Source organism: Salinisphaera shabanensis E1L3A (assembly GCF_000215955.2).
Lineage (GTDB): Bacteria > Pseudomonadota > Gammaproteobacteria > Nevskiales > Salinisphaeraceae > Salinisphaera > Salinisphaera shabanensis.
Genome location: NZ_AFNV02000008.1, coordinates 110,723 through 128,578, shown reverse-complemented (window position 1 = coordinate 128,578; position 17,856 = coordinate 110,723). Strand labels below are relative to the sequence as shown.

Genomic DNA, 17,856 nt, shown 5'->3' with positions numbered 1-17,856 from the left:
AGTCTAGCCGCCGCGGTCTAATACTCGAAATGCCCTGCTTCGGCTGGCCACCGACGTTTGGCCGAGCTGGCTAATAGTGGCCATATTGGCCGGCTTATCTGGCTAATTTCGGCCGCCACGAGCCATCCTGGCCAACTGCGTTGGTCGCCCACCAAGCCGAGTAGCCCGGTATGAAAAGCATTCACGGCCGAAGCGCCGTCTCGCGGTCGCTGGCATGGTCGATGCATTTACTCATGACGCAACCAACTAAAAAATCCAGGAGATTGCGATGAAAAAATGGACCACCCCGAAGGCTCACGACCTGCGTCTGGGCTTCGAAATCACGATGTACGTCAACAACCGCTAACCCGGTTCTGACGTACGGCGAGGGGGCTTCACGGCCCCCTTTCTCGTGCGCGTTACCAGGATCATGAGCGCAACGCCTTCCCCGCTGCCCACACGCCACGACGGCGAAACACCGGCCCGGCCACTCTGGCTGCTGGCCGAGCTCACCTATGCCTGCCCGCTGCAATGCCCCTACTGCAGCAATCCGACTGAAATGGCCCAAATCGGGCGCGAAATTTCGACCGACGCCTGGAAGAAGGTGCTGCGCGAAGCACGAGCGATGGGCGCGGCCCAACTCGGTCTGTCCGGCGGCGAACCACTGGTACGCAAGGATCTCGAGGAGATCGTGGCCGAAGCGCGGCGGCTGGGCTACTACAGCAACCTCATCACCTCCGGCATCGGCATGGACGACGCCCGCGTCGCCCGTCTGGCCGAAGCCGGGCTGGATCATATCCAGATCAGCTTCCAGGCCAGCAACGCCGAGATGAACAACTTCCTCGGCGGCAGCGACAGCTTCGAAAAGAAGAAGGACATGGCCCGCGCGATCAAACGCCACGGCTACCCGATGGTGCTCAATATCGTGCTGCACCGGAAGAACATCGACGATATCGAAGAAATCATCGCGATGGCCGAAGCACTCGAGGCCGACTACGTGGAATTGGCCAACACCCAGTACTACGGCTGGGCCTGGCACAACCGCGATGCGCTCATGCCCACGCGCGAACAGCTCGCGCACGCCGAACGTGTCACCACCGAATACCGCGAACATGGCGGCGCGATGAAGCTGTATTTCGTCGTGCCCGACTACTACGAAGACCGGCCCAAGGCCTGCATGAGCGGCTGGGGCGATATCTTTCTTACCGTCGCGCCGGACGGCGTGGCCCTGCCCTGCCACGCGGCGCGCCAGCTACCGGGGCTGGAATTTCCGAACGTGGTCGACCACGACATCGACTGGATCTGGGGCGAATCCCCCGCCTTCAATCACTTCCGCGGCTATGACTGGATGAAGGAACCCTGTCGCAGCTGCTCGGAAAAAACAAAGGACTTCGGCGGCTGCCGCTGCCAGGCCTATATGCTCACCGGCGATATGTACGCCACCGACCCGGTCTGTGCGAAATCACCCGAACACCATCTCGTAACCGACGCCGTCGAGCGCGCGAACGCACAGCCGGCCGACGCCCCCGCGGCGCAGCCGATCGTGTTTCGCAACCCGAAGAATTCGAAGCGACTGCATGGATCACGGACGTCCCGCGAACGCGCGTAAACTGCCCGGCGCGAATCAAACCGTTGCCGGACGTGCCGAGTAGGGCTCCCCGGTCAGTCGATATCCAGATCGTCGAAATGCCGCAGTGGCTCCATGCGCTGATGGAGCAGGCGGATAACGAATATGCCGTGCGCACGGGCGCGATAGAAAATAACGTGGTGACGGTGATCGTGGCGAAGGAGCCCCTCAGCGATATCGGGGCACTCCCGCCCCATATCCGGCGTTTGAGCCAGCAACCGCATGATCTGCTCCAGCTGCCGGGTGTAAGCATCGGCCTGGTCGACGCCGAAGTTCAGCAAGGTGTATTCGTAGATGGTTGCAAAGTCTTCAGCCGCGAGTTTCGACAGCCTATACATCGTGGCGATGCTTCACCCGGGCGGCGATATCTCGTAGTGATTCGTCGCTATCGCCGCTGCGTTCTCCGGCTTCTACAGCCGCGCGCAATGCGGCGGTCGCCTGTTCCTGGCGTTCGAGCAACCGCAATGCAGAGCGCACGACTTCGCTGGTCGAGCCATAGCGGCCCGAGGCAACCAATTTGCCCACGAACTCGTCCATTTGAGAACCGATGGTAATACTGGTCGTTCTACCCATGTGACGATGCCGCTGTGTGATTTATTCACACAATATAGCAAAGCCGGCCGATCCAGGAATGCTTGCTTATCCATTTGAAGAGCGCCGGAAAACTCGCTTAAACCCCGCCCTCAATTCCACCGAGGCAAGCGCGATAACCGATGGTTTTCAAGCGAGGGGAAATCCACCCGGCGCAGCGTCGCAATAGCGAGACTGCGCCGCCCAATCTGGCGAGCTTGGCTCAAGCCAATATGACCCAACCGTGCGAGGCGGCAAGCTTCAAGAAATCATGCACATCCGCCGTGACGTCGGCCCCGGCGAACGCCGCCGAGAGATCATCGCAGATTGCCTGCACGGAACGCTGGCCGTCGCAGCGCTGCAGTATTTCGGCGGCGCTGTCGTTGAGCGTAATCATGCCTTCCGGGTAGAGCAGCACGTGGCACTCCTGGGCCGGCTCGAACTGCAGCCGGTGGCCACGCGCGATCCGGGGCACGGCGTTGGCGCTGATCGTTTCCGGCGTGCTCATCGGCTGGGTTCCGGGCAGCTGTGGTAGGGCGGGCGCTCTTCGACATAGGCCATCCACATCGCATCGAGCATGCTCCAGAGCACGTCGAGCTTGAACTGGAGAATGTTCAGCGCGTGTTCCTGCTCGGCGCGAGTGGTGAAGTAGTCGAGGGTGACGGTCAGGCCGTGTTCGACATCGCGCCGGGCTTCGGACAGGCGTTTGCGAAAATAGCTCAGGCCGGCGTCGTCGATCCAGGGGTAGTGATCGGGCCAACCGGTCAGGCGCTGCTGGTGGATTTCGGGGGCGAACAGTTCGGTGAGCGATGAGCAGGCCGCTTCCTGCCAGGTCGCCCGCCGGGCGAAGTTCACGTACGCATCCACGGCGAAGCGCACGCCAGGCAACAGGTCGGTGAGATTCGCGACGCGGTCGCGATCCAGGCCCGTGGCTTCGGCCAGCATCAGCCAGGCTTCGATGCCGCCGGTTTCGCCCGGCGCACCGTCGTGGTCGATGAGGCGCTGGACCCAGAGCTGGCGTGCGGCTGGATCCGGGCAGTTGGCGAGCACGTTGGCATCCTTGATGGGGATGCACACCTGGTAGTAGTAGCGGTTGAGCACCCAGCCGCGTATCTGCGCCGGCGTGCAGCGGCCTTCGTGCATCATCCGGTGATAGGGATGATGAATGTGATAGCGCGCGCCGAGTGCCCGCAGGCGGGCTTCGAACTCGTCGCGCGGCCAGGCTTCGCGCTCGTCAATCGCAACGCTCACAGTTTCAGTTCCATGCCGTCATGAGCCACTTCGACGCCCGCGTTTTCAACCGTGGCGCGCTCGGGCGAATCCGGATCGAGAATCGGATTCGTGTTGTTAATATGAATAAGCACCCGGCGCTTGTCGGGAAAGTTCGCCAGCCAGGCGAGCATGCCGTTCTCGCCGGACTGGGGCAGATGGCCCATCGCGGCGGCCGGCTTCACGCCCACGCCCTGGTCGATCATTTCGGTTTCGGTGAAGAAGGTGCCGTCTACGAGCAGGCAGTCCGATTCGCGTGCGACGGCGGCGATGCTGTCGTCCGGCGCGCCGAGGCCGGGCGCATAGAACAGCGTGCCGCCGGTAGTCTCGTCGGTGACGATCAGGCCGATGTTGTCGCCCGGATGCGGGTCGCCGCGATGTGGCGAATACGGCGGCGCGGCCGACGACAGCTCGACGGCACGAAACGACAGCCCCGGCACGCCGTCGATCGCGAAACGATCGGCCGCGGTATCGATCTCGTGCCAATCCACGCCGCAGTAATGCGAAAGCACGTTGAACAGCGGCAGGCCGGTGGTGAGATCTTCATAGACCGGCCGCGTCGACCACACGGGCAGCGTGTCGCCCTCGCGCAGGATGATCAGCCCCGTAGCGTGATCGATCTGGCTGTCCATGAGCAGCACGGCGCCGATGCCGGTGCCACGACTTTCCGGCGCCGCGCGTAATGCTTCGAAATCCAGAATCTGCTGGCGTACGTCGGGCGAGGCGTTAACCAATAGCCAGTGCTTGTAATCCGCGCTTACCGCAATCGAAGACTGTGTGCGAGCCTCGGCCCGCGTCGTACCCTCGTGCAGTTTACGGTTGAGCCCGACATTGGTATTCCACTGCGGAAAGCCGCCGCCGGCGGCCGATCCGAGTACGCGTACATACATAATTTCATCCTGCGACAACCGGTTCGACCAACAAATCAGGCAGGAGTCGTGCCAGCCGTGATCGGGCTCGTATCGGCGCGGTACCGGCTGATGATCAACGCTTCTGCGCCGGCTCGATCGCGTGCTTCTTCATTTTGCGATAGAGCGTGTTGCGGCTGGTGGCCAGTTGGGCGGCCGTACGGGACACGTTCCAGCCGTTGTGTTCCAAAGCGCCGATCAACGCATCGCGCTCGGCGTTGGCGAGCGGGTTATCACTTACTACCGAATCTTCATCGCTGGCACACGTAGAGGCGGCACTTTGTTGCGCCTGATGAGTGATTTCTTCGGGCAGATCGGCCAGGCGCACCAGCCCGTCCTCGCACAGCGCGAGCGCGGTACGCATGACATTGCGGATCTGGCGGATATTGCCCGGCCAGTCGTAGCGAACCAGGGCTTTCATCGCGTCCTCGGCGATCCGAATTGCCGCCGCGCCGTCGTGCTCGCTGGCAATAACGGCACGCAGCAGCGCTTGGCGATCGGCGCGTTCACGTACCGCGGGCAGCGTGAGCGTGATGCCGTCGAGGCGGTAATAGAGATCGGACCGGAAATCCCCTGATGCGACACGCGCGCCCAAGTCCGCATGCGTCGCCGAAATTACGTTGAGATCGAGCGCGATCGGCGTATCCCCGCCCAGCGGCACGACCTCGCGTTCTTCGAGCACGCGCAGCAAACGTGTTTGTAGCGCCAGCGGCATATCGCCGATTTCGTCGAGAAACAGCGTACCGCCGGACGCCTGCAATACCTTGCCCGGCATGCCGTCGCGGCTGGCGCCAGTGAAGGCGCCCGGTTTGTAGCCGAACAGTTCGGCCTCGATCAGCGTTTCCGGGATCGCGGCACAGTTGACGGCCACGAACGGTTTGCCGGCCCGCGCGCTTGCCTCGTGAATGGCGCGCGCAAAAACTTCCTTGCCAGTACCGGTTTCGCCGCGCAGCATGATCGCGATACGCCGATCGACCACGCGGTGCGCGCAGCGCACGTTCTCGGCCATCGCCGGATCGGCGCCGGCAAGCTCGCTCAGGCCCGGTCGCCGGTTCGCATGTTGTGCCGGAATGTGCAGGCTGCGCGCTTCGCCGCCATGCAGTGATAGCGCACGGCGCGAGCGGGCCGGCGCAGTGAGCCGCGCGTAGTAGCGCCGCCCGCGTAGGCGTTCGTGCAGCGGCCATACGGTTTGGTCCTGCTCGTGGGCTGTGGCAGCGAACGTACCGGTGTCGATATCGAAAACCTGTGCGATGGGCTGGCCGATGAGCGCGCCGCGCCCGTCGACACCCAGCTGCAGGGCTGCGTTTTCGTCGGCGGCCACGATGCAATCGTTATCGTCGATCGCGAGCAGGCCATCGTGAATCAGGCCCACGAACTCGGGCCGGCCGTGAAAACGCAGCACACGAGATTCGCGATGGGCGTTCACAAACAGACTTTTTTCGATCAACCGGGCCGACATGCTCACCAGCGCCACGGTATGCATCTGCCCCGCCCGCGTGCCTTCGCACTGCACGGACGAGGCATCGAGCACAGCCAGCAGTTCGCCGGCCGCATTACGAATGGGTGCCGCCGAACAACTCAACCCGCTGTGTCGAACCGCGAAATGATCGGCACAGTGAATGACAACCGGTCGCTGTTCGACAATACAGGTGCCGATACCGTTGGTGCCCTGGCGCCACTCGCTCCAGTTGGCCCCGTCCCAGAGCCCGGCCGCACGAAAACTCTCGCGCAATGCCGATTCAACATGGTTGTAAAGAATCACGCCGCGGGCGTCGGTGAGCATCAGCGCATAACCGGAACCGGCGATCTGGGCCGCGAGATTGTCCATCTCGCCGCGGGCGATCGACACCACGTCGCCCAACTCGTCGCGATGGGCACTGAGCTGGCTGCGTGAGACCACGTCCAGTTCGATGCGCGCCGGATCGAGACCGTAGTCACGAACACAGCGATTCCACGAGCCCGCCACCAGATCGGCCGAATCGCGTTGGACTATCGCCGCCGAAGGATGCGTCGCCAGATCGACCATCGCTGCTCCTCGCATGACAGAGCGCATGCAAGCGCTCTGTCGAATTTTTATCGCCCGCTTTTAGGCGCGGGTCTGACTCGGTTCTAGCAGGTTCGAATTACGCACACAAGCACGCGTGTCACGCCTGGCACAGCCTGCAACACCCCTGTCTCGGAAATGTGACAGTCGAGACGGCGATGCCTGGCGACGATCTCGCGCAAGATATTGATTTTCATGACGCCCACGTATGGCCTGAATCTTGCGGTTTCGTTATTGGTTTCGCCGTCGATACGACGAACATTCGAAAAACCGTGCGCTGCAACGCTGTTGCCGGCGCGATAAGGATTCATGGAGGAGAGAACCCATATGTGTGCAGTAGCTGCTTCTGAAGTATCGCTCGAACCGAGCGTCCAGCAATTCATCGACAGCCCACGCAAGATGCTGATCGATGGCCAATGGGTGGCCTGTGAATCGGGCGAGACGTTCGATGTCTACAACCCGTCCAACGATCAGGTCATCGCCCAGGCGCAGTCGGCAACCAAGGTCGATGTCGACAAGGCCGTGAAGGCCGCGCGCAAGGCCTTCGACGACGGACCGTGGACGCGCATGGCGCCGGCCGAACGCCAGCAGATCGTCTGGAAGATCGGCGATCTGATCATGCATTATCAGGAAGAGCTCGCTCAGCTCGAGTCGCTGGACAACGGCAAGCCGATCTCGATCGCCCGTGCCGCCGACGTCCCGCTGGCCGCCGAGATGTTTCGTTACATGGCCGGCTGGGCCACCAAACTCACCGGCGAAATGATCACCCCGACCGTGCCCTACGCGCCCGGCGCCGAATGGCATGCCTATACCCGGCGTGAGCCGGTCGGCGTATGCGGCCAGATCATCCCCTGGAACTTCCCGCTGCTCATGGCTGCCTGGAAGCTCGCACCGGCGCTGGCCACGGGCAACACCATCGTGATGAAGCTGGCCGAGGAAACCCCGCTGTCGGGCCTGAAACTCGCCGAGATCATGCAGGAAGCCGGCGTGCCGGACGGCGTGGTGAATATCATCACCGGCTTCGGTGAAGAAGCCGGCGCGCCGATTGCGGCCCATCCGATGGTCGACAAGATCGCTTTCACCGGCTCCACCGAAGTCGGCCGCCTGATCGTCGATGCCGCCAAGGGCAACCTCAAGAAAGTCTCGCTCGAACTGGGCGGCAAATCGCCGAATATCGTGCTCGATGATGCCGATCTGGAAAAAGCCATTCCGGGCGCGGCCAACGCGATCTTCTTCAACCACGGCCAGTGCTGTGCGGCCGGCTCGCGGTTGTTCGTGCATGAAAAAGTCTACGACCAGGTGGTCGAAGGCGTGGCCGAGTTTGCCCGCAACATCAAGCTGGGCCCGGGTCTGGACCCGGAAACGCAGATGGGCCCACTCGTATCGCGCACCCAGTTCGACCGGGTGACCGGCTATCTCGAATCCGGCAAGAGCCAGGGTGCCACCGCGGCAGCGGGCGGCGAACGTGGCGATGGCGACGGCTATTTCGTGAAGCCGACCGTGCTCACCGACGTGTCCGACGACATGAAAGTGGTTCAGGAAGAGATTTTCGGGCCGGTGGTCACGGCCACGAAGTTCTCCGATTTCGATCGGGATCTGGTACGCCGCGCCAACGATACGGTCTTCGGTCTGGCCTCCGGTGTCTGGACCCAGGATATCGGCCGTGCCCACAAACTGGCGGCCAAGCTGCGTGCCGGCACGGTCTGGGTCAACTGCTACAACATCTTCGATGCGGCGCTGCCGTTCGGCGGTTACAAGCAGTCCGGCTGGGGCCGCGAGATGGGCGCCCAGGTGCTCAACAACTACACCGAAACCAAGACCGTGACGGTGGCGTTGTAACCGAGTTCGCATCCTCCTTCCCCTAGAGGATGTGTACCCCGAGCCGGCTGCGCCCCCTGGCAGCCGGCTTTTTCTTTTGTCGCCGACGGCTTGCGGGCGACGCCCTGGTCCTTGATTGCGCTATCGTGTAGATAGAACGCACGTCGACAACACGCGCGATCGGACAAGACAGGAGCCCGCCATGCCCAAGCAACCGATCCAGGTTCTCCTGGTAGATGATCATGCTGTCGTGCGCGCTGGTTATGCGCGCTTGCTGAAACTGGCCGGCGATATCGAAGTGGCGGGCGAAGCCGACAGCGGCGAACGCGCCTACGCCCTGTGTCGCGAGCAGAACTTCGATGTGATCGTCATGGATTTGTCGCTGCCCGGCATGAGCGGTATCGAAACCACGCGGCGTATCTGCAGCCGCCACCCCGGCACACGCGTGCTGGTGTTTTCCGTACACGAGGAAGCCATTTTCGTGCGCCGTGCGTTGGCGGCGGGTGCCACCGGCTATATCGGCAAACGCGCGGTGGCCGATGTATTGATCGAAGGCGTGCGCCAGGTGGCTCTCGGGCACCAGTATCTGGACCCCAGCCTCGCCGACGAACGCAACACCAGCGACGACGACCCGGCCACACCGCTGGCCTGCCTGTCGTCCCGCGAGTTCGAGATATTCCGTTTGCTGGCCTCGGGCGCGAGCGTGAACACGATTGCCGAAGAACTGTTCGTCAGCCCGAAGACCGTCGCCAACCATGCCTCGCGTCTGCGCGCGAAACTCGGTGTGGGCGGCACGGCCGATTTGACTCGATTGGCGATTCGTACCGGTGTCGTCGGGCTCTAGACCACCGGCAAGTACGGTCGCGCGGCGACGCCTGCGCCTGCGACAACGGCTGATGATCGCCGTCACCCTGCTGTTGGCGATGATTCTCTGCGCGGCCGCCTGGCTCGTAATCCACAATGCTCAGCGCGCGGTCACCGAAGAAATGCAGGCCAGCGTAGCCCTCGCCGGCGATCTGGTCGAAAACAGTATCCGCAGCGACAGTGAGGCCTTGGCCGCCGCCCGACGGCTTTCGGACATCGGCCATCTGCGCCATTTATGCCTGTCACTCGTCGCACGAACCGAGCCATCGCCCACCGGCTGCACGAACGATGAGACGACCGAAGCGCCAGACTGGTTTTCTGCGCTCATCCGCCCCGAGGCCTTGCCCGAACGCCGGCTTGCGATCGCGCCGGACTATGCGATGGTGATCGTTGCCGATCCGGACGACGAAATTGCCGAAGCCTGGCAGGACACACGCGGGCTGCTCGCGCTGCTGGTGGTGTTCTATCTGGCCACGATCGCGGTGGTCTATCGCCTGTTCGGGCGCGCGCTCGTGCCGGTACGACGTATCGATGCCGCGCTGGCGCGTATCGAGCACGGCGACTACGCCATTCGCCTGCCGCGGTTTTCGTTACCGGAGTTCGACGGTATTGCCGCCCAGTTCAACCACATGGCGGCTGCGCTCGACGCCGCGCAGCGTGAAAACCGACGCCTGCGCGAACATTCGCTGCGTATCCAGGAAGACGAACGGCGCAATCTCGCCCGCGAACTGCACGACGAGCTCGGCCAGAGCCTGACCGCGATTCGGGCCGACGCTGCCGGCATTCTCGCGCGCGGCGAAAAGCTGCCGCCCGGTGTTGCCGAATCGGCCGAAGCCATTGTCGCCGTTGCCGGGCGCATCTACGACCAGACGCGTCTGATGATGCGTCGCCTGCGCCCGCCTGGCCTGGACGAACTCGGCCTCGACGCGGCCCTGGAAAACCATGTCGCCAGCCGCCAGCGCAGTCATCGCGAGGTGTCGCTGGTCTATACCGGCAACGACCGCCTGGCCGATGTGCCCACGCCGATCGCGATCCATGTCTTCCGTCTGGTTCAGGAAGCACTGACCAACGCCCTGCGTCACGGCGCGCCTGCGCATATCGATATCACGGTGGACCTGGAAACCGATCGGCTGCAGGTCGATGTGCGTGACGACGGCCGCGGCTTCGACCCCCAGGCCTATCGACCCGGTCTCGGGCTATCGGGCATGGCCGAACGCATCGACCTGCTCGGCGGGCGCCTGCAGGTCGACAGTCGCCACCACCACGGCACCCATATTCACGCCGATATCCCACGGGCATCAGCGGCATCGGCAAAAGGTCGTATATCCCCTGAAATCGGGAAGATTTCCCATTGAGCGAAGCAATCACCCCGGACAAGACTCGATAGCACTACAAAATAATAACGAGCGGGGGAGCAATGGATTATCGCAGAGGCGTTGGGGTGACTCTGGGCGCGGCATGGGTGTTCGTCAGCCATAGCGCGGTGGCCCAGCCGCTCGAGCTGGGCGGCATCGACATTATCGGCGCCACGCCGTTTGCTGGCAGCGAGGTCGATGCCGATCGCTATCCGGCCAACGTGCAACACGCCGAAAGCAAAGACATCGAGCGTGCCGAGACGCTCAACCTCAACCAATACATGCAGCAGGAACTCGGCAGCGTCCACGTCAACGACGCCACCAACAACCCGTTCCAGCCGGATCTGAACTACCGCGGTTATACCGCGTCGCCGCTGCTCGGACTGCCACAGGGGCTGTCGATCTATCAAGACGGCGTACGTATCAACGAACCGTTCGGCGATACCGTCAACTGGGACCTCATCCCACAAGTCGCGATCGATTCCATCGACCTCATTCCCGGCTCCAATCCGCTATTCGGCCAGAACACGCTCGGCGGCGCGCTGTCGGTCAAGACCAAGACCGGCTTCACCTACGAAGGCGCCGAGGCAGAAATCTTTGGCGGCGACTTCGGCCGCTTCGGCGGCCATGTGCAGGCCGGCGGCAACAACGGCACCGATGCGTGGTATTTCGCCGCCCAGGGCGTCTCCGAAGATGGCTGGCGCGATTTCTCGGATTCCGACGTCGCGCAGCTGTTCACCCAGTTCTCCACGCTGACCGACAACGGCACGCTGGATTTCTCGATCACCGCGGCCGACAACAGCCTGCGCGGCAACGGCGCCATTCCGGCCGAACTTGCCGAAGCCGAAGGCCGCGACTCGGTGTTCACCTATCCGGATGAAACCAATCCGGAAATGGTGATGTTCAACCTGCGCGGCACGCGCGACTACAGCGACGATTTCACCCTGGCCTGGGGCGCTTATTACCGGCGTAACGAGATCAACACGTTCAACGGCGACGGCTCCGAGTTCGAGGACTGCGAAGACGCCGGTAACGCCGGTCTGCTTTGTGAAGAAGCCGAAGACGGCGGCGACGAAGAAATCGTCTTCGATGCCGACGGTAATCCGGTCGTGGCCAGCGATGGCGTGATCGGCGGCACCGAAAACACGTCACAGACCAAGGAAAACGGCTTTGGCCTGAACCTGCAGGGCCGCCAGGACGGCGTGCTCGGCGGCGAGCTGATCGTGGGCACGAGTCTCGACTACGCCAGCAGCGATTTCTCGCAACAGACCGAACTGGCCAGCCTTACCGACGAACGCGGCACCGTGGGTAGCGGCATCGTCTCCGGCGAATCCTTGACCGGCGTATCCGCCCACAACAGCACCGCCAGCCTGTTCTTTCTGCAACGCGTGCCGATCACCGAAACGCTCGAAGGCACGTTGGCCGGCCGCTACAACCGCACATCGATCTCGCTGCACGACACGTCGCCCGAAGTGGAATTTGCCGGCGGCGATGATGACGACGACACCAGCCTGTCGGGCGATCACGAATTCAAACGTCTGAATCTGGCCGGCGGGCTGACCTGGCAGGTCAACGATCGGCTGACTACCTTCGGCAGCGTGTCACAGTCTTCGCGTGCGCCAACGCCGGTCGAGCTGACCTGTGCCAACCCGGATGCGCCGTGCCGGCTGCCCAACGGCTTCGTCGACGATCCGCCGCTCGAGCAGGTGGTCACCACCACCTACGAACTGGGTCTTCGCGGCGGCAATGACGACCTGCGCTGGCATGCGGCGGTGTTTCGCTCGGACAACCAGGACGACATCCTGTTCATCGCGGCCGAATCCCGCTTTGAAGGCTATTTCGACAACGTCGGCGAAACCCGCCGCCAGGGCGTCGAACTGGGACTGGACTGGGCCTTCGCCGAGCGCTGGCGGCTGTCGGCGAACTACACCTACCTCAACGCGGAATTCCGTGATTCGTTCGTCACCAATTCGCCGAACCATCCGCTGGCCGATGAAGACGCCGCGCCGGGCGAAGACCCGACCCAACAGGTCGAGCCCGGCGATCGCATCCCGTTGATTCCGGAACATCTGTTCAATGTCGGCATCGACTGGGCGCCCACCAGCCGGCTGCGCGTGGGCATGGATGTGGTCGGCAACGGCGACCAGATCTATCGCGGCGATGAATCCAATACCGACAACGAAAAGATCGACGGCTATGCCATCGTCAACGCCAATGCGGCGTTCAAGATCACCGATCGCATCACCACGTTCTTGCGCATCAACAATGTCCTGGATTCGGACTACGAAACCTTCGGCCTCTACGGAGAAGCCGACGAAGTGCTCGAAGGCGATCGCTACGACGACGCCACGCGCTTCATCGGCCCCGGCGCGCCGCGCGGCATCTGGGGCGGCGTGCGGGTGGAGCTATAGCCTCTCTTTCGATCTCCTCCGGCAGGCGCCGGCCAGCACATCCATGTTTTGCAGCGCTGGCCGGCCGCCTGTTTTTCGATACGCACCCAGCACGAAGGCACACTCTCATGATTCCAAAACCGCTATCGTCCATCGGTGCGCTTGTCGCAACAACGTTACTGAGCGTGACAGCAGCGAGCGCAGCCCCACCCGACGATCAGATATCGCTGGAGCAGTGTCTCGATGCGGCCCAGAACGTGCGCCGCGGCGATATCGTCAAAGTCGAGTATCTGAGTGTCAGCCCGGCCGGCGCACCCACCTACGAGATCGAGGTTCGCGATAGCAGCGGTACCGAATGGGAACTAATGTGTAATGCCCGTACGGGCGATATCTACGAACTCGAAACCGAGGCCGAATCCGCCGATGAGGAGGCATTCGCGCGTACCGCCAAGGTCAGCGAAGCAGAGGCGATCAAGACCGCACAGACACGGTTCGGCGGCGAGGTGGTCGAAGTCGAATACGAGATCGAATCGAATGGCTCGCCGAGCTACGAGATCGACCTCGCTCAGGAAGGCCAGGACAGCGAGTTCAAGGTCGAGGTCGATGCCGCAAGCGGCGAGATCGTGGAACTGTCGGTCGAACAGTGGCAGATCGGCCAGGAACCGGACGAGAAGGCCAACCCGACCCGTTAGTGTCCGGCCGATGGGCCCGGCGCACCTGATGTCGTAGCGGCCCACCGTCCTGCCCGCCGCTATCGAGCCGGCCACCAACGCCTGCCCGATGAATTCGCATACCGATAAGCACGTGCCGCAGGCTAAGGCAACGGCTCGAGTCTTCACCTGCAGCTGCATGCGTTGAGGCCCCGGACAGCCATACATCGGCATGGCTGGCGCGACAGGCCGCGACGAATATCGCGGCGCGTGAGCGTCCAATTCGTGATGGTCGCATGCCGATAATGCAGTGGCTGCTCAAATCCCTGCCCGGTTGAGCTATCGACGCATCGATTTGAACTGGCATCGATTCAGCGCGCTATACAGCGGGCCGAAGCGCTTCATTGCTTCTAAAGCATCGATAGCCATGAACTAGAGTCAAGTACCGGCGCGCAGCGAGTGGCTCTCTATCCGTAATTGCGAATCACACTCATTTAGATTAACTTACTATAAATGCTTGCTGCGGGCGCCGGGATCTGCGGCGGCAAGCGCATATCGAACACCGCAGCTGTACGGGGTAACGCGGCTGGTGGGTTTCGTCGCGCGCATGCGATTAATTTTTAGACCGATCCGTTCAGGGGGAAGCATGATCTATTGGGGGGAGCGCACCACGGTGCGCCGGCAGATGCGTTGGGTTGGCCGTTGCGCCATCGTATGGGCGCTGATCTACGGCCACGTCGCCTGGGCGCAAACCACGTCGGCCGACAATACGGGCACCGACGTGCTCATGTTAGGGGCCGATACGACAATCGACGCCAACGACGAACTCGATGAAATTACCGTCACATCGGCCTCGGCTTCAGGCTATGCGGTCGACCCGAAGAATGCGCCGGCCAGCATTTCCGTGATCGGCGGCGAGCAGCTTCAGGACAAATCCTACCGGGATATCCAGCAAGCGCTGCAGGACGTGCCCGGCGTCTATCTCGACGAAGGCCCGACCGGTAAGGGCGGCACCGGCGAAATCTCGCTACGCGGTCTGGCCCCCAAATACACCCTGCTGCTCGTCGACGGCGTGCCGCAGGGTTCGCGCCAGGCTTATTACAACGGCTATGGCTCGGGCGCGGAATACAGCTGGCTACCGCCCGTGTCGGCGATCGAGCGTATCGAGGTCATTCGCGGCCCTATGTCGACGATCTACGGTTCGGACGCGCTTGGTGGCGTGGTCAACGTGATCACGAAACCGGTGGCCGATGAATGGGCCGGCACCATTACGGCCGACACCATCATTCAGCAAGACTCAGCCTCCGGCAATCGCCAGCAAGGCGACTTCAGCGTCAGCGGGCCGCTGATCCAGGACACGCTGTCGCTGCGGCTCAACGGCAATATCTTGCAGCGCGAAGAAGATGCGCTCGAAGACGGCTATGCCGGCTATCGACGCCGTAACCTCGATGCCGGGCTCGACTGGGCGGCCAACGATGCCAACCGACTGAGTTTCGAAGCCGGCTTCGGCCGCCAGGATACCGACGCCAGTGCCGAACTCACCGGCTCCGATCGCGAGCTACGTACCGAACGCGAACGCCAAACCCTTCGCCATAGCGTGGCATGGAACGATCACGTCACCACCCGGAGCTATATCCAGCATACGGAGCTGACCCAGAACGATTCGAGCTACGAATCCACCTACGAGCGTATTACAGCCAATACCCAGACGGTGCTACCACTGGCCAGTCAGCTGATTACGCTCGGCACGCAGTATCGCAAGCAGCGCAGCGAGAACCCGGATCGCGGACTGGGCGCCTCCGACCTGGAACGCTACGAAATTGCGCCGTTTGTCGAGCACGAGTGGTTTATGACCGACGACTTCGCGCTGACCACCGGCCTGCGTTATGTCTATGACGAAAACTATGGCGACGAGTTCGTGCCGCGTATGTACGGCGTTTATAGCCTGACGCCGCAGCTCACCCTGAAAGGCGGCGTAAGCGCCGGCTATCGCACCCCGGACCTCAAGGAAGGGGATTCCCGCTGGATCGAAGGCGGCGGCGGCCCCGGCTGCCCGGACTGCCGCGACGTCGGCAACTCGGATCTCGAACCGGAAAAGAGCACGACATACGAGGCCAGCCTGTACTGGCAGTCAGAAACCGGCGGGCTGGCATCCAGCCTGACCGTATTCCGGACCGACTTCGATAACAAGATCCAGAAACCGATCGTCTGCGACACCCGTGCCGGCGATGCCGCGTGCCCTTTCGCCAGCGAAAACTACACGGCGATCTATCAGTACAGCAATGTCGACAAGGCCAAGATCAGCGGCGTGGAATTCACCCTCGAAGCGCCGATCACGCAACGCCTGAGCGCGACTTCCAGCTACACCTATACCGAAAGCGAGCAGGAAACCGGCGACAACGCCGGCCTTCCGCTGAGCGATCAACCCAAGCACCGGGCCACGCTCGGCTTGGACTGGGATGTAACCGGCGCCACCCGGCTCTGGTCGCAGGCACGTTATAAAAGCGATACCGAGCAAGTCGCCAGCCGGCGCGGCTTGAGCATCAGCTACCCGAGCTACACGCTCGTCGATGCAGGCGTGAGCCATCAGTTGACCGATGAACTCGATATCTACGGCGGCATCTACAACCTGCTCGACAAAAACATCGCCCCTGAAAACTATGGCCGGCTACTCGACGGCCGGCGCTTCAACGTGGGCGCGCGCCTGTCGTTTTAGCCCGATACCGGTCGCAGGTTCTGGCTGCCTGCGACCGGTCATTGCGTGTTGTAGAGGCGGTGAAACCGACCCGATTCATCACAGCCGGTAACGCGTGCAGTATTGACCTCGACGGCTGCCGAGTAGCCCCCCAAAAAAACACGAAATATATCGACATAACCGCTTCATTCGCGTTTGTCGGCGCCGATACTCTGGCATTGCCGGGATTCCCCGGCACGAGAGATCAATCGATGAACGTGAACGACGCCCGACGCCTGGTTCAGAAACGGCTGGCCAATATCCGGGAATATGGCAGCGTGCTTGTACTCAACGGCGTGATCTGTCTGGGTCTGAGTCTCGCCATGCTGCACGGCGAACCGGCAAGCGGCCTGGTATTCGGTGCGATTGCGATGCTGTCGTTTGCCGCACGCCACCGCCTGCGACGCTTCGGCCGTTTGCTCGCAGCCGATATGGCCGGCTTGGGCGCCAGCGATACGATGCACGACCATGATGCGGCGCTGTTCGTTCGTGCACGAATGAGCTTCTGGCGGATCGTCTTCACCCGCTGAGTGGCTCGTTCAATGACGCCTCAGGCGCTTGCGGCCACGTTCTGACGCCCCTTGTCCTTGCGACGCACGTAAAGCTGCTTTCGGGTCCGCGCCACGAGCACGCCCGCAGCGGTTCTGATTTCGTTTTCGAACCAGCGCAGGTGTTTTTCGCCGTCCGCGGTCGCTGCGACGATCTCGTCACGTGCCGCATCGTCGAAATCGAACACCGCATACACCGTCTCGCGGCCCGGTGAAATGAACTCGATATCGCCCGCTGCGTCCCATACGTGATATGCCTTGCCAAGGCGCTCGGTTGCCAGAATGGCCCAGAACGGATCACACATCTTGAACATATGGCCACCGAACTGGGTGCCGAAATAATTGGCATTCCAGCGATGCAATTTGAGCTGCACCTCGACGTGACGCCAATCGCGCGACACCTTGTTGATCCGAATACCGCTGAACAGAAACGGCGGCCAGATATTCATTACGCGACGCAGGGTTTCAGGCTTCATGTTGATCCATTGTTAGACGGGCGGAGTACTAGGCGTCTGGCTAGCGCAAGGCATCGTTTCAAACCGTAAGCGAATTCAGCGCGGCTTCGGGCGCGACAGCCACATCGTGATTTCGGCGTGCAGAACGATACGGCTGGCACTGTCGCGCACGTCGACGGTGACCGGATACTCCGTGTCTGGCGCGAGCACCGCTGCCCGATCGATCGGGTAGGCATGCGCGATCAGATCGCTTTTCGCGATTGCCCGGTACTCGACCGACATGGCCTTGGGGATCCAGCGGTAGTCGGGAGCAACCGTGGCATCGGTCATCAAACCGCCCGCCAGTTCGGCCATGTTGCACATCGCGATAGCGTGCACCGAGCCGATATGATTCGTGACCGCCCGGCGTTTGCGCATGCCCACCTCGCAGCTGCCCGGTTGAAGCAGACGAACCGTCGGACGAATGGTGGAAAAATAAGGGGCCTGCCAACTTACGGCACGGCTGAACAGCCAGCGGCCTCCCGGCCGGTTTTCGAGCCGACGCCACATTTGGAGTAGCTTGGATGCCTTGGCCATAACTTGTCGCCTGATGTAAAAGAGCGCCACTTTCTTGGGCGCCATAGCAACTAGAATACAATTCTAGAA

17 protein-coding genes are annotated in these 17,856 nt (G+C 62.3%); 9 read left to right on the top strand and 8 right to left on the bottom strand.

The annotated features are described in order from the left end of the window. Positions 1–268 precede the first annotated feature (268 nt). Entirely contained in the window at positions 269–346 is a 78-nt protein-coding gene (pqqA, locus tag SSPSH_RS19665; RefSeq protein WP_006912938.1) for a pyrroloquinoline quinone precursor peptide PqqA, read from the top strand. 63 nt (positions 347–409) lie between these two features. After that, entirely contained in the window at positions 410–1,588 is a 1,179-nt protein-coding gene (gene pqqE, locus SSPSH_RS06795; protein WP_006912937.1) for a pyrroloquinoline quinone biosynthesis protein PqqE, read from the top strand. 53 nt (positions 1,589–1,641) lie between these two features. On the opposite strand, the gene SSPSH_RS06790 is transcribed toward pqqE, so the two are convergent. The 6 genes from SSPSH_RS06790 to SSPSH_RS06765 form a co-directional block, all read right to left on the bottom strand. After that, positions 1,642–1,944, bottom strand: a complete 303-nt coding sequence (locus SSPSH_RS06790; RefSeq protein WP_006912936.1) for a type II toxin-antitoxin system RelE/ParE family toxin — start codon at positions 1,942–1,944, stop codon at positions 1,642–1,644. Beyond that, positions 1,937–2,179: a type II toxin-antitoxin system ParD family antitoxin gene (locus SSPSH_RS06785; RefSeq protein WP_021031523.1), complete on the bottom strand. Its 243-nt coding sequence runs from the start codon at positions 2,177–2,179 to the stop codon at positions 1,937–1,939. The genes SSPSH_RS06790 and SSPSH_RS06785 overlap by 8 nt, the downstream gene beginning before the upstream one ends. 220 nt (positions 2,180–2,399) lie before the next feature. Further along, complete coding sequence (pqqD, locus tag SSPSH_RS06780; protein ID WP_006912934.1) at positions 2,400–2,684, bottom strand: pyrroloquinoline quinone biosynthesis peptide chaperone PqqD; 285 nt, start codon at positions 2,682–2,684, stop codon at positions 2,400–2,402. Next, the gene (gene pqqC / locus SSPSH_RS06775; RefSeq protein ID WP_006912933.1) at positions 2,681–3,427 is read right to left on the bottom strand and encodes a pyrroloquinoline-quinone synthase PqqC; all 747 of its coding nucleotides are present in this window, start codon (positions 3,425–3,427) and stop codon (positions 2,681–2,683) included. Before pqqC ends, pqqD begins: the two co-directional genes overlap by 4 nt. Next, positions 3,424–4,335 (bottom strand): pyrroloquinoline quinone biosynthesis protein PqqB, encoded by a 912-nt coding sequence (pqqB, locus tag SSPSH_RS06770; RefSeq protein ID WP_006912932.1) that lies wholly within the window; start codon positions 4,333–4,335, stop codon positions 3,424–3,426. The genes pqqC and pqqB overlap by 4 nt, the downstream gene beginning before the upstream one ends. Positions 4,336–4,429: 94 nt before the next feature. Further along, entirely contained in the window at positions 4,430–6,379 is a 1,950-nt protein-coding gene (locus tag SSPSH_RS06765) for a sigma-54-dependent Fis family transcriptional regulator (protein WP_006912931.1), read from the bottom strand. Positions 6,380–6,724: 345 nt separating this feature from the next. On the opposite strand from SSPSH_RS06765, the gene SSPSH_RS06755 reads away from it, so the two are divergent. The 7 genes from SSPSH_RS06755 to SSPSH_RS06725 all read left to right on the top strand — a co-directional run bounded on the left by SSPSH_RS06755 (position 6,725) and on the right by SSPSH_RS06725 (position 16,738). Beyond that, the gene (locus SSPSH_RS06755; protein ID WP_006912929.1) at positions 6,725–8,236 is read left to right on the top strand and encodes an aldehyde dehydrogenase family protein; all 1,512 of its coding nucleotides are present in this window, start codon (positions 6,725–6,727) and stop codon (positions 8,234–8,236) included. 181 nt (positions 8,237–8,417) lie between these two features. Continuing rightward, positions 8,418–9,059: a response regulator gene (locus tag SSPSH_RS06750; protein ID WP_006912928.1), complete on the top strand. Its 642-nt coding sequence runs from the start codon at positions 8,418–8,420 to the stop codon at positions 9,057–9,059. A 52-nt stretch (positions 9,060–9,111) separates the two neighbouring features. Next, the gene (locus tag SSPSH_RS06745; RefSeq protein WP_006912927.1) at positions 9,112–10,434 is read left to right on the top strand and encodes a sensor histidine kinase; all 1,323 of its coding nucleotides are present in this window, start codon (positions 9,112–9,114) and stop codon (positions 10,432–10,434) included. A 62-nt stretch (positions 10,435–10,496) separates the two neighbouring features. Next, entirely contained in the window at positions 10,497–12,845 is a 2,349-nt protein-coding gene (locus tag SSPSH_RS06740) for a TonB-dependent receptor (RefSeq protein WP_006912926.1), read from the top strand. A 107-nt stretch (positions 12,846–12,952) separates the two neighbouring features. Continuing rightward, on the top strand, positions 12,953–13,516 hold the full coding sequence (locus tag SSPSH_RS06735; RefSeq protein ID WP_006912925.1) for a PepSY domain-containing protein: 564 nt from the start codon (positions 12,953–12,955) through the stop codon (positions 13,514–13,516). A gap of 604 nt (positions 13,517–14,120) precedes the next feature. Next, positions 14,121–16,190 carry a TonB-dependent receptor domain-containing protein gene (locus tag SSPSH_RS06730; RefSeq protein WP_006912924.1) on the top strand — a complete coding sequence of 690 codons (2,070 nt, stop codon included), beginning with the start codon at positions 14,121–14,123 and terminating at the stop codon, positions 16,188–16,190. Positions 16,191–16,420: 230 nt separating this feature from the next. Beyond that, positions 16,421–16,738 carry a hypothetical protein gene (locus tag SSPSH_RS06725; protein ID WP_006912923.1) on the top strand — a complete coding sequence of 106 codons (318 nt, stop codon included), beginning with the start codon at positions 16,421–16,423 and terminating at the stop codon, positions 16,736–16,738. 20 nt (positions 16,739–16,758) lie between these two features. Here the strand turns inward: SSPSH_RS06725 and SSPSH_RS06720 are convergent, their stop codons facing one another. Together SSPSH_RS06720 and SSPSH_RS06715 are read right to left on the bottom strand one after the other, a co-directional pair. Then, positions 16,759–17,232, bottom strand: a complete 474-nt coding sequence (locus SSPSH_RS06720) for a DUF4442 domain-containing protein (protein ID WP_006912922.1) — start codon at positions 17,230–17,232, stop codon at positions 16,759–16,761. Positions 17,233–17,307: 75 nt separating this feature from the next. Further along, entirely contained in the window at positions 17,308–17,787 is a 480-nt protein-coding gene (locus SSPSH_RS06715; protein ID WP_006912921.1) for a hotdog fold domain-containing protein, read from the bottom strand. Positions 17,788–17,856 lie beyond the last annotated feature (69 nt).

Excerpts from the sequence above, each read along its gene's own strand:
- pqqD (WP_006912934.1), bottom strand. The coding sequence starts at position 2,684 with ATGAGCACGCCGGAAACGATCAGCGCCAACGCCGTGCCCCGGATCGCG.
- SSPSH_RS06730 (WP_006912924.1), top strand. The coding sequence starts at position 14,121 with ATGATCTATTGGGGGGAGCGCACCACGGTGCGCCGGCAGATGCGTTGG.
- SSPSH_RS06755 (WP_006912929.1), top strand. The coding sequence starts at position 6,725 with ATGTGTGCAGTAGCTGCTTCTGAAGTATCGCTCGAACCGAGCGTCCAG.
- SSPSH_RS06720 (WP_006912922.1), bottom strand. The coding sequence starts at position 17,232 with ATGAAGCCTGAAACCCTGCGTCGCGTAATGAATATCTGGCCGCCGTTT.
- SSPSH_RS06725 (WP_006912923.1), top strand. The coding sequence starts at position 16,421 with ATGAACGTGAACGACGCCCGACGCCTGGTTCAGAAACGGCTGGCCAAT.
- pqqA (WP_006912938.1), top strand. The coding sequence starts at position 269 with ATGAAAAAATGGACCACCCCGAAGGCTCACGACCTGCGTCTGGGCTTC.
- SSPSH_RS06750 (WP_006912928.1), top strand. The coding sequence starts at position 8,418 with ATGCCCAAGCAACCGATCCAGGTTCTCCTGGTAGATGATCATGCTGTC.
- SSPSH_RS06715 (WP_006912921.1), bottom strand. The coding sequence starts at position 17,787 with ATGGCCAAGGCATCCAAGCTACTCCAAATGTGGCGTCGGCTCGAAAAC.
- SSPSH_RS06740 (WP_006912926.1), top strand. The coding sequence starts at position 10,497 with ATGGATTATCGCAGAGGCGTTGGGGTGACTCTGGGCGCGGCATGGGTG.
- pqqE (WP_006912937.1), top strand. The coding sequence starts at position 410 with ATGAGCGCAACGCCTTCCCCGCTGCCCACACGCCACGACGGCGAAACA.
- SSPSH_RS06765 (WP_006912931.1), bottom strand. The coding sequence starts at position 6,379 with ATGGTCGATCTGGCGACGCATCCTTCGGCGGCGATAGTCCAACGCGAT.
- SSPSH_RS06790 (WP_006912936.1), bottom strand. The coding sequence starts at position 1,944 with ATGTATAGGCTGTCGAAACTCGCGGCTGAAGACTTTGCAACCATCTAC.
- SSPSH_RS06735 (WP_006912925.1), top strand. The coding sequence starts at position 12,953 with ATGATTCCAAAACCGCTATCGTCCATCGGTGCGCTTGTCGCAACAACG.
- SSPSH_RS06745 (WP_006912927.1), top strand. The coding sequence starts at position 9,112 with ATGATCGCCGTCACCCTGCTGTTGGCGATGATTCTCTGCGCGGCCGCC.
- pqqB (WP_006912932.1), bottom strand. The coding sequence starts at position 4,335 with ATGTATGTACGCGTACTCGGATCGGCCGCCGGCGGCGGCTTTCCGCAG.
- SSPSH_RS06785 (WP_021031523.1), bottom strand. The coding sequence starts at position 2,179 with ATGGGTAGAACGACCAGTATTACCATCGGTTCTCAAATGGACGAGTTC.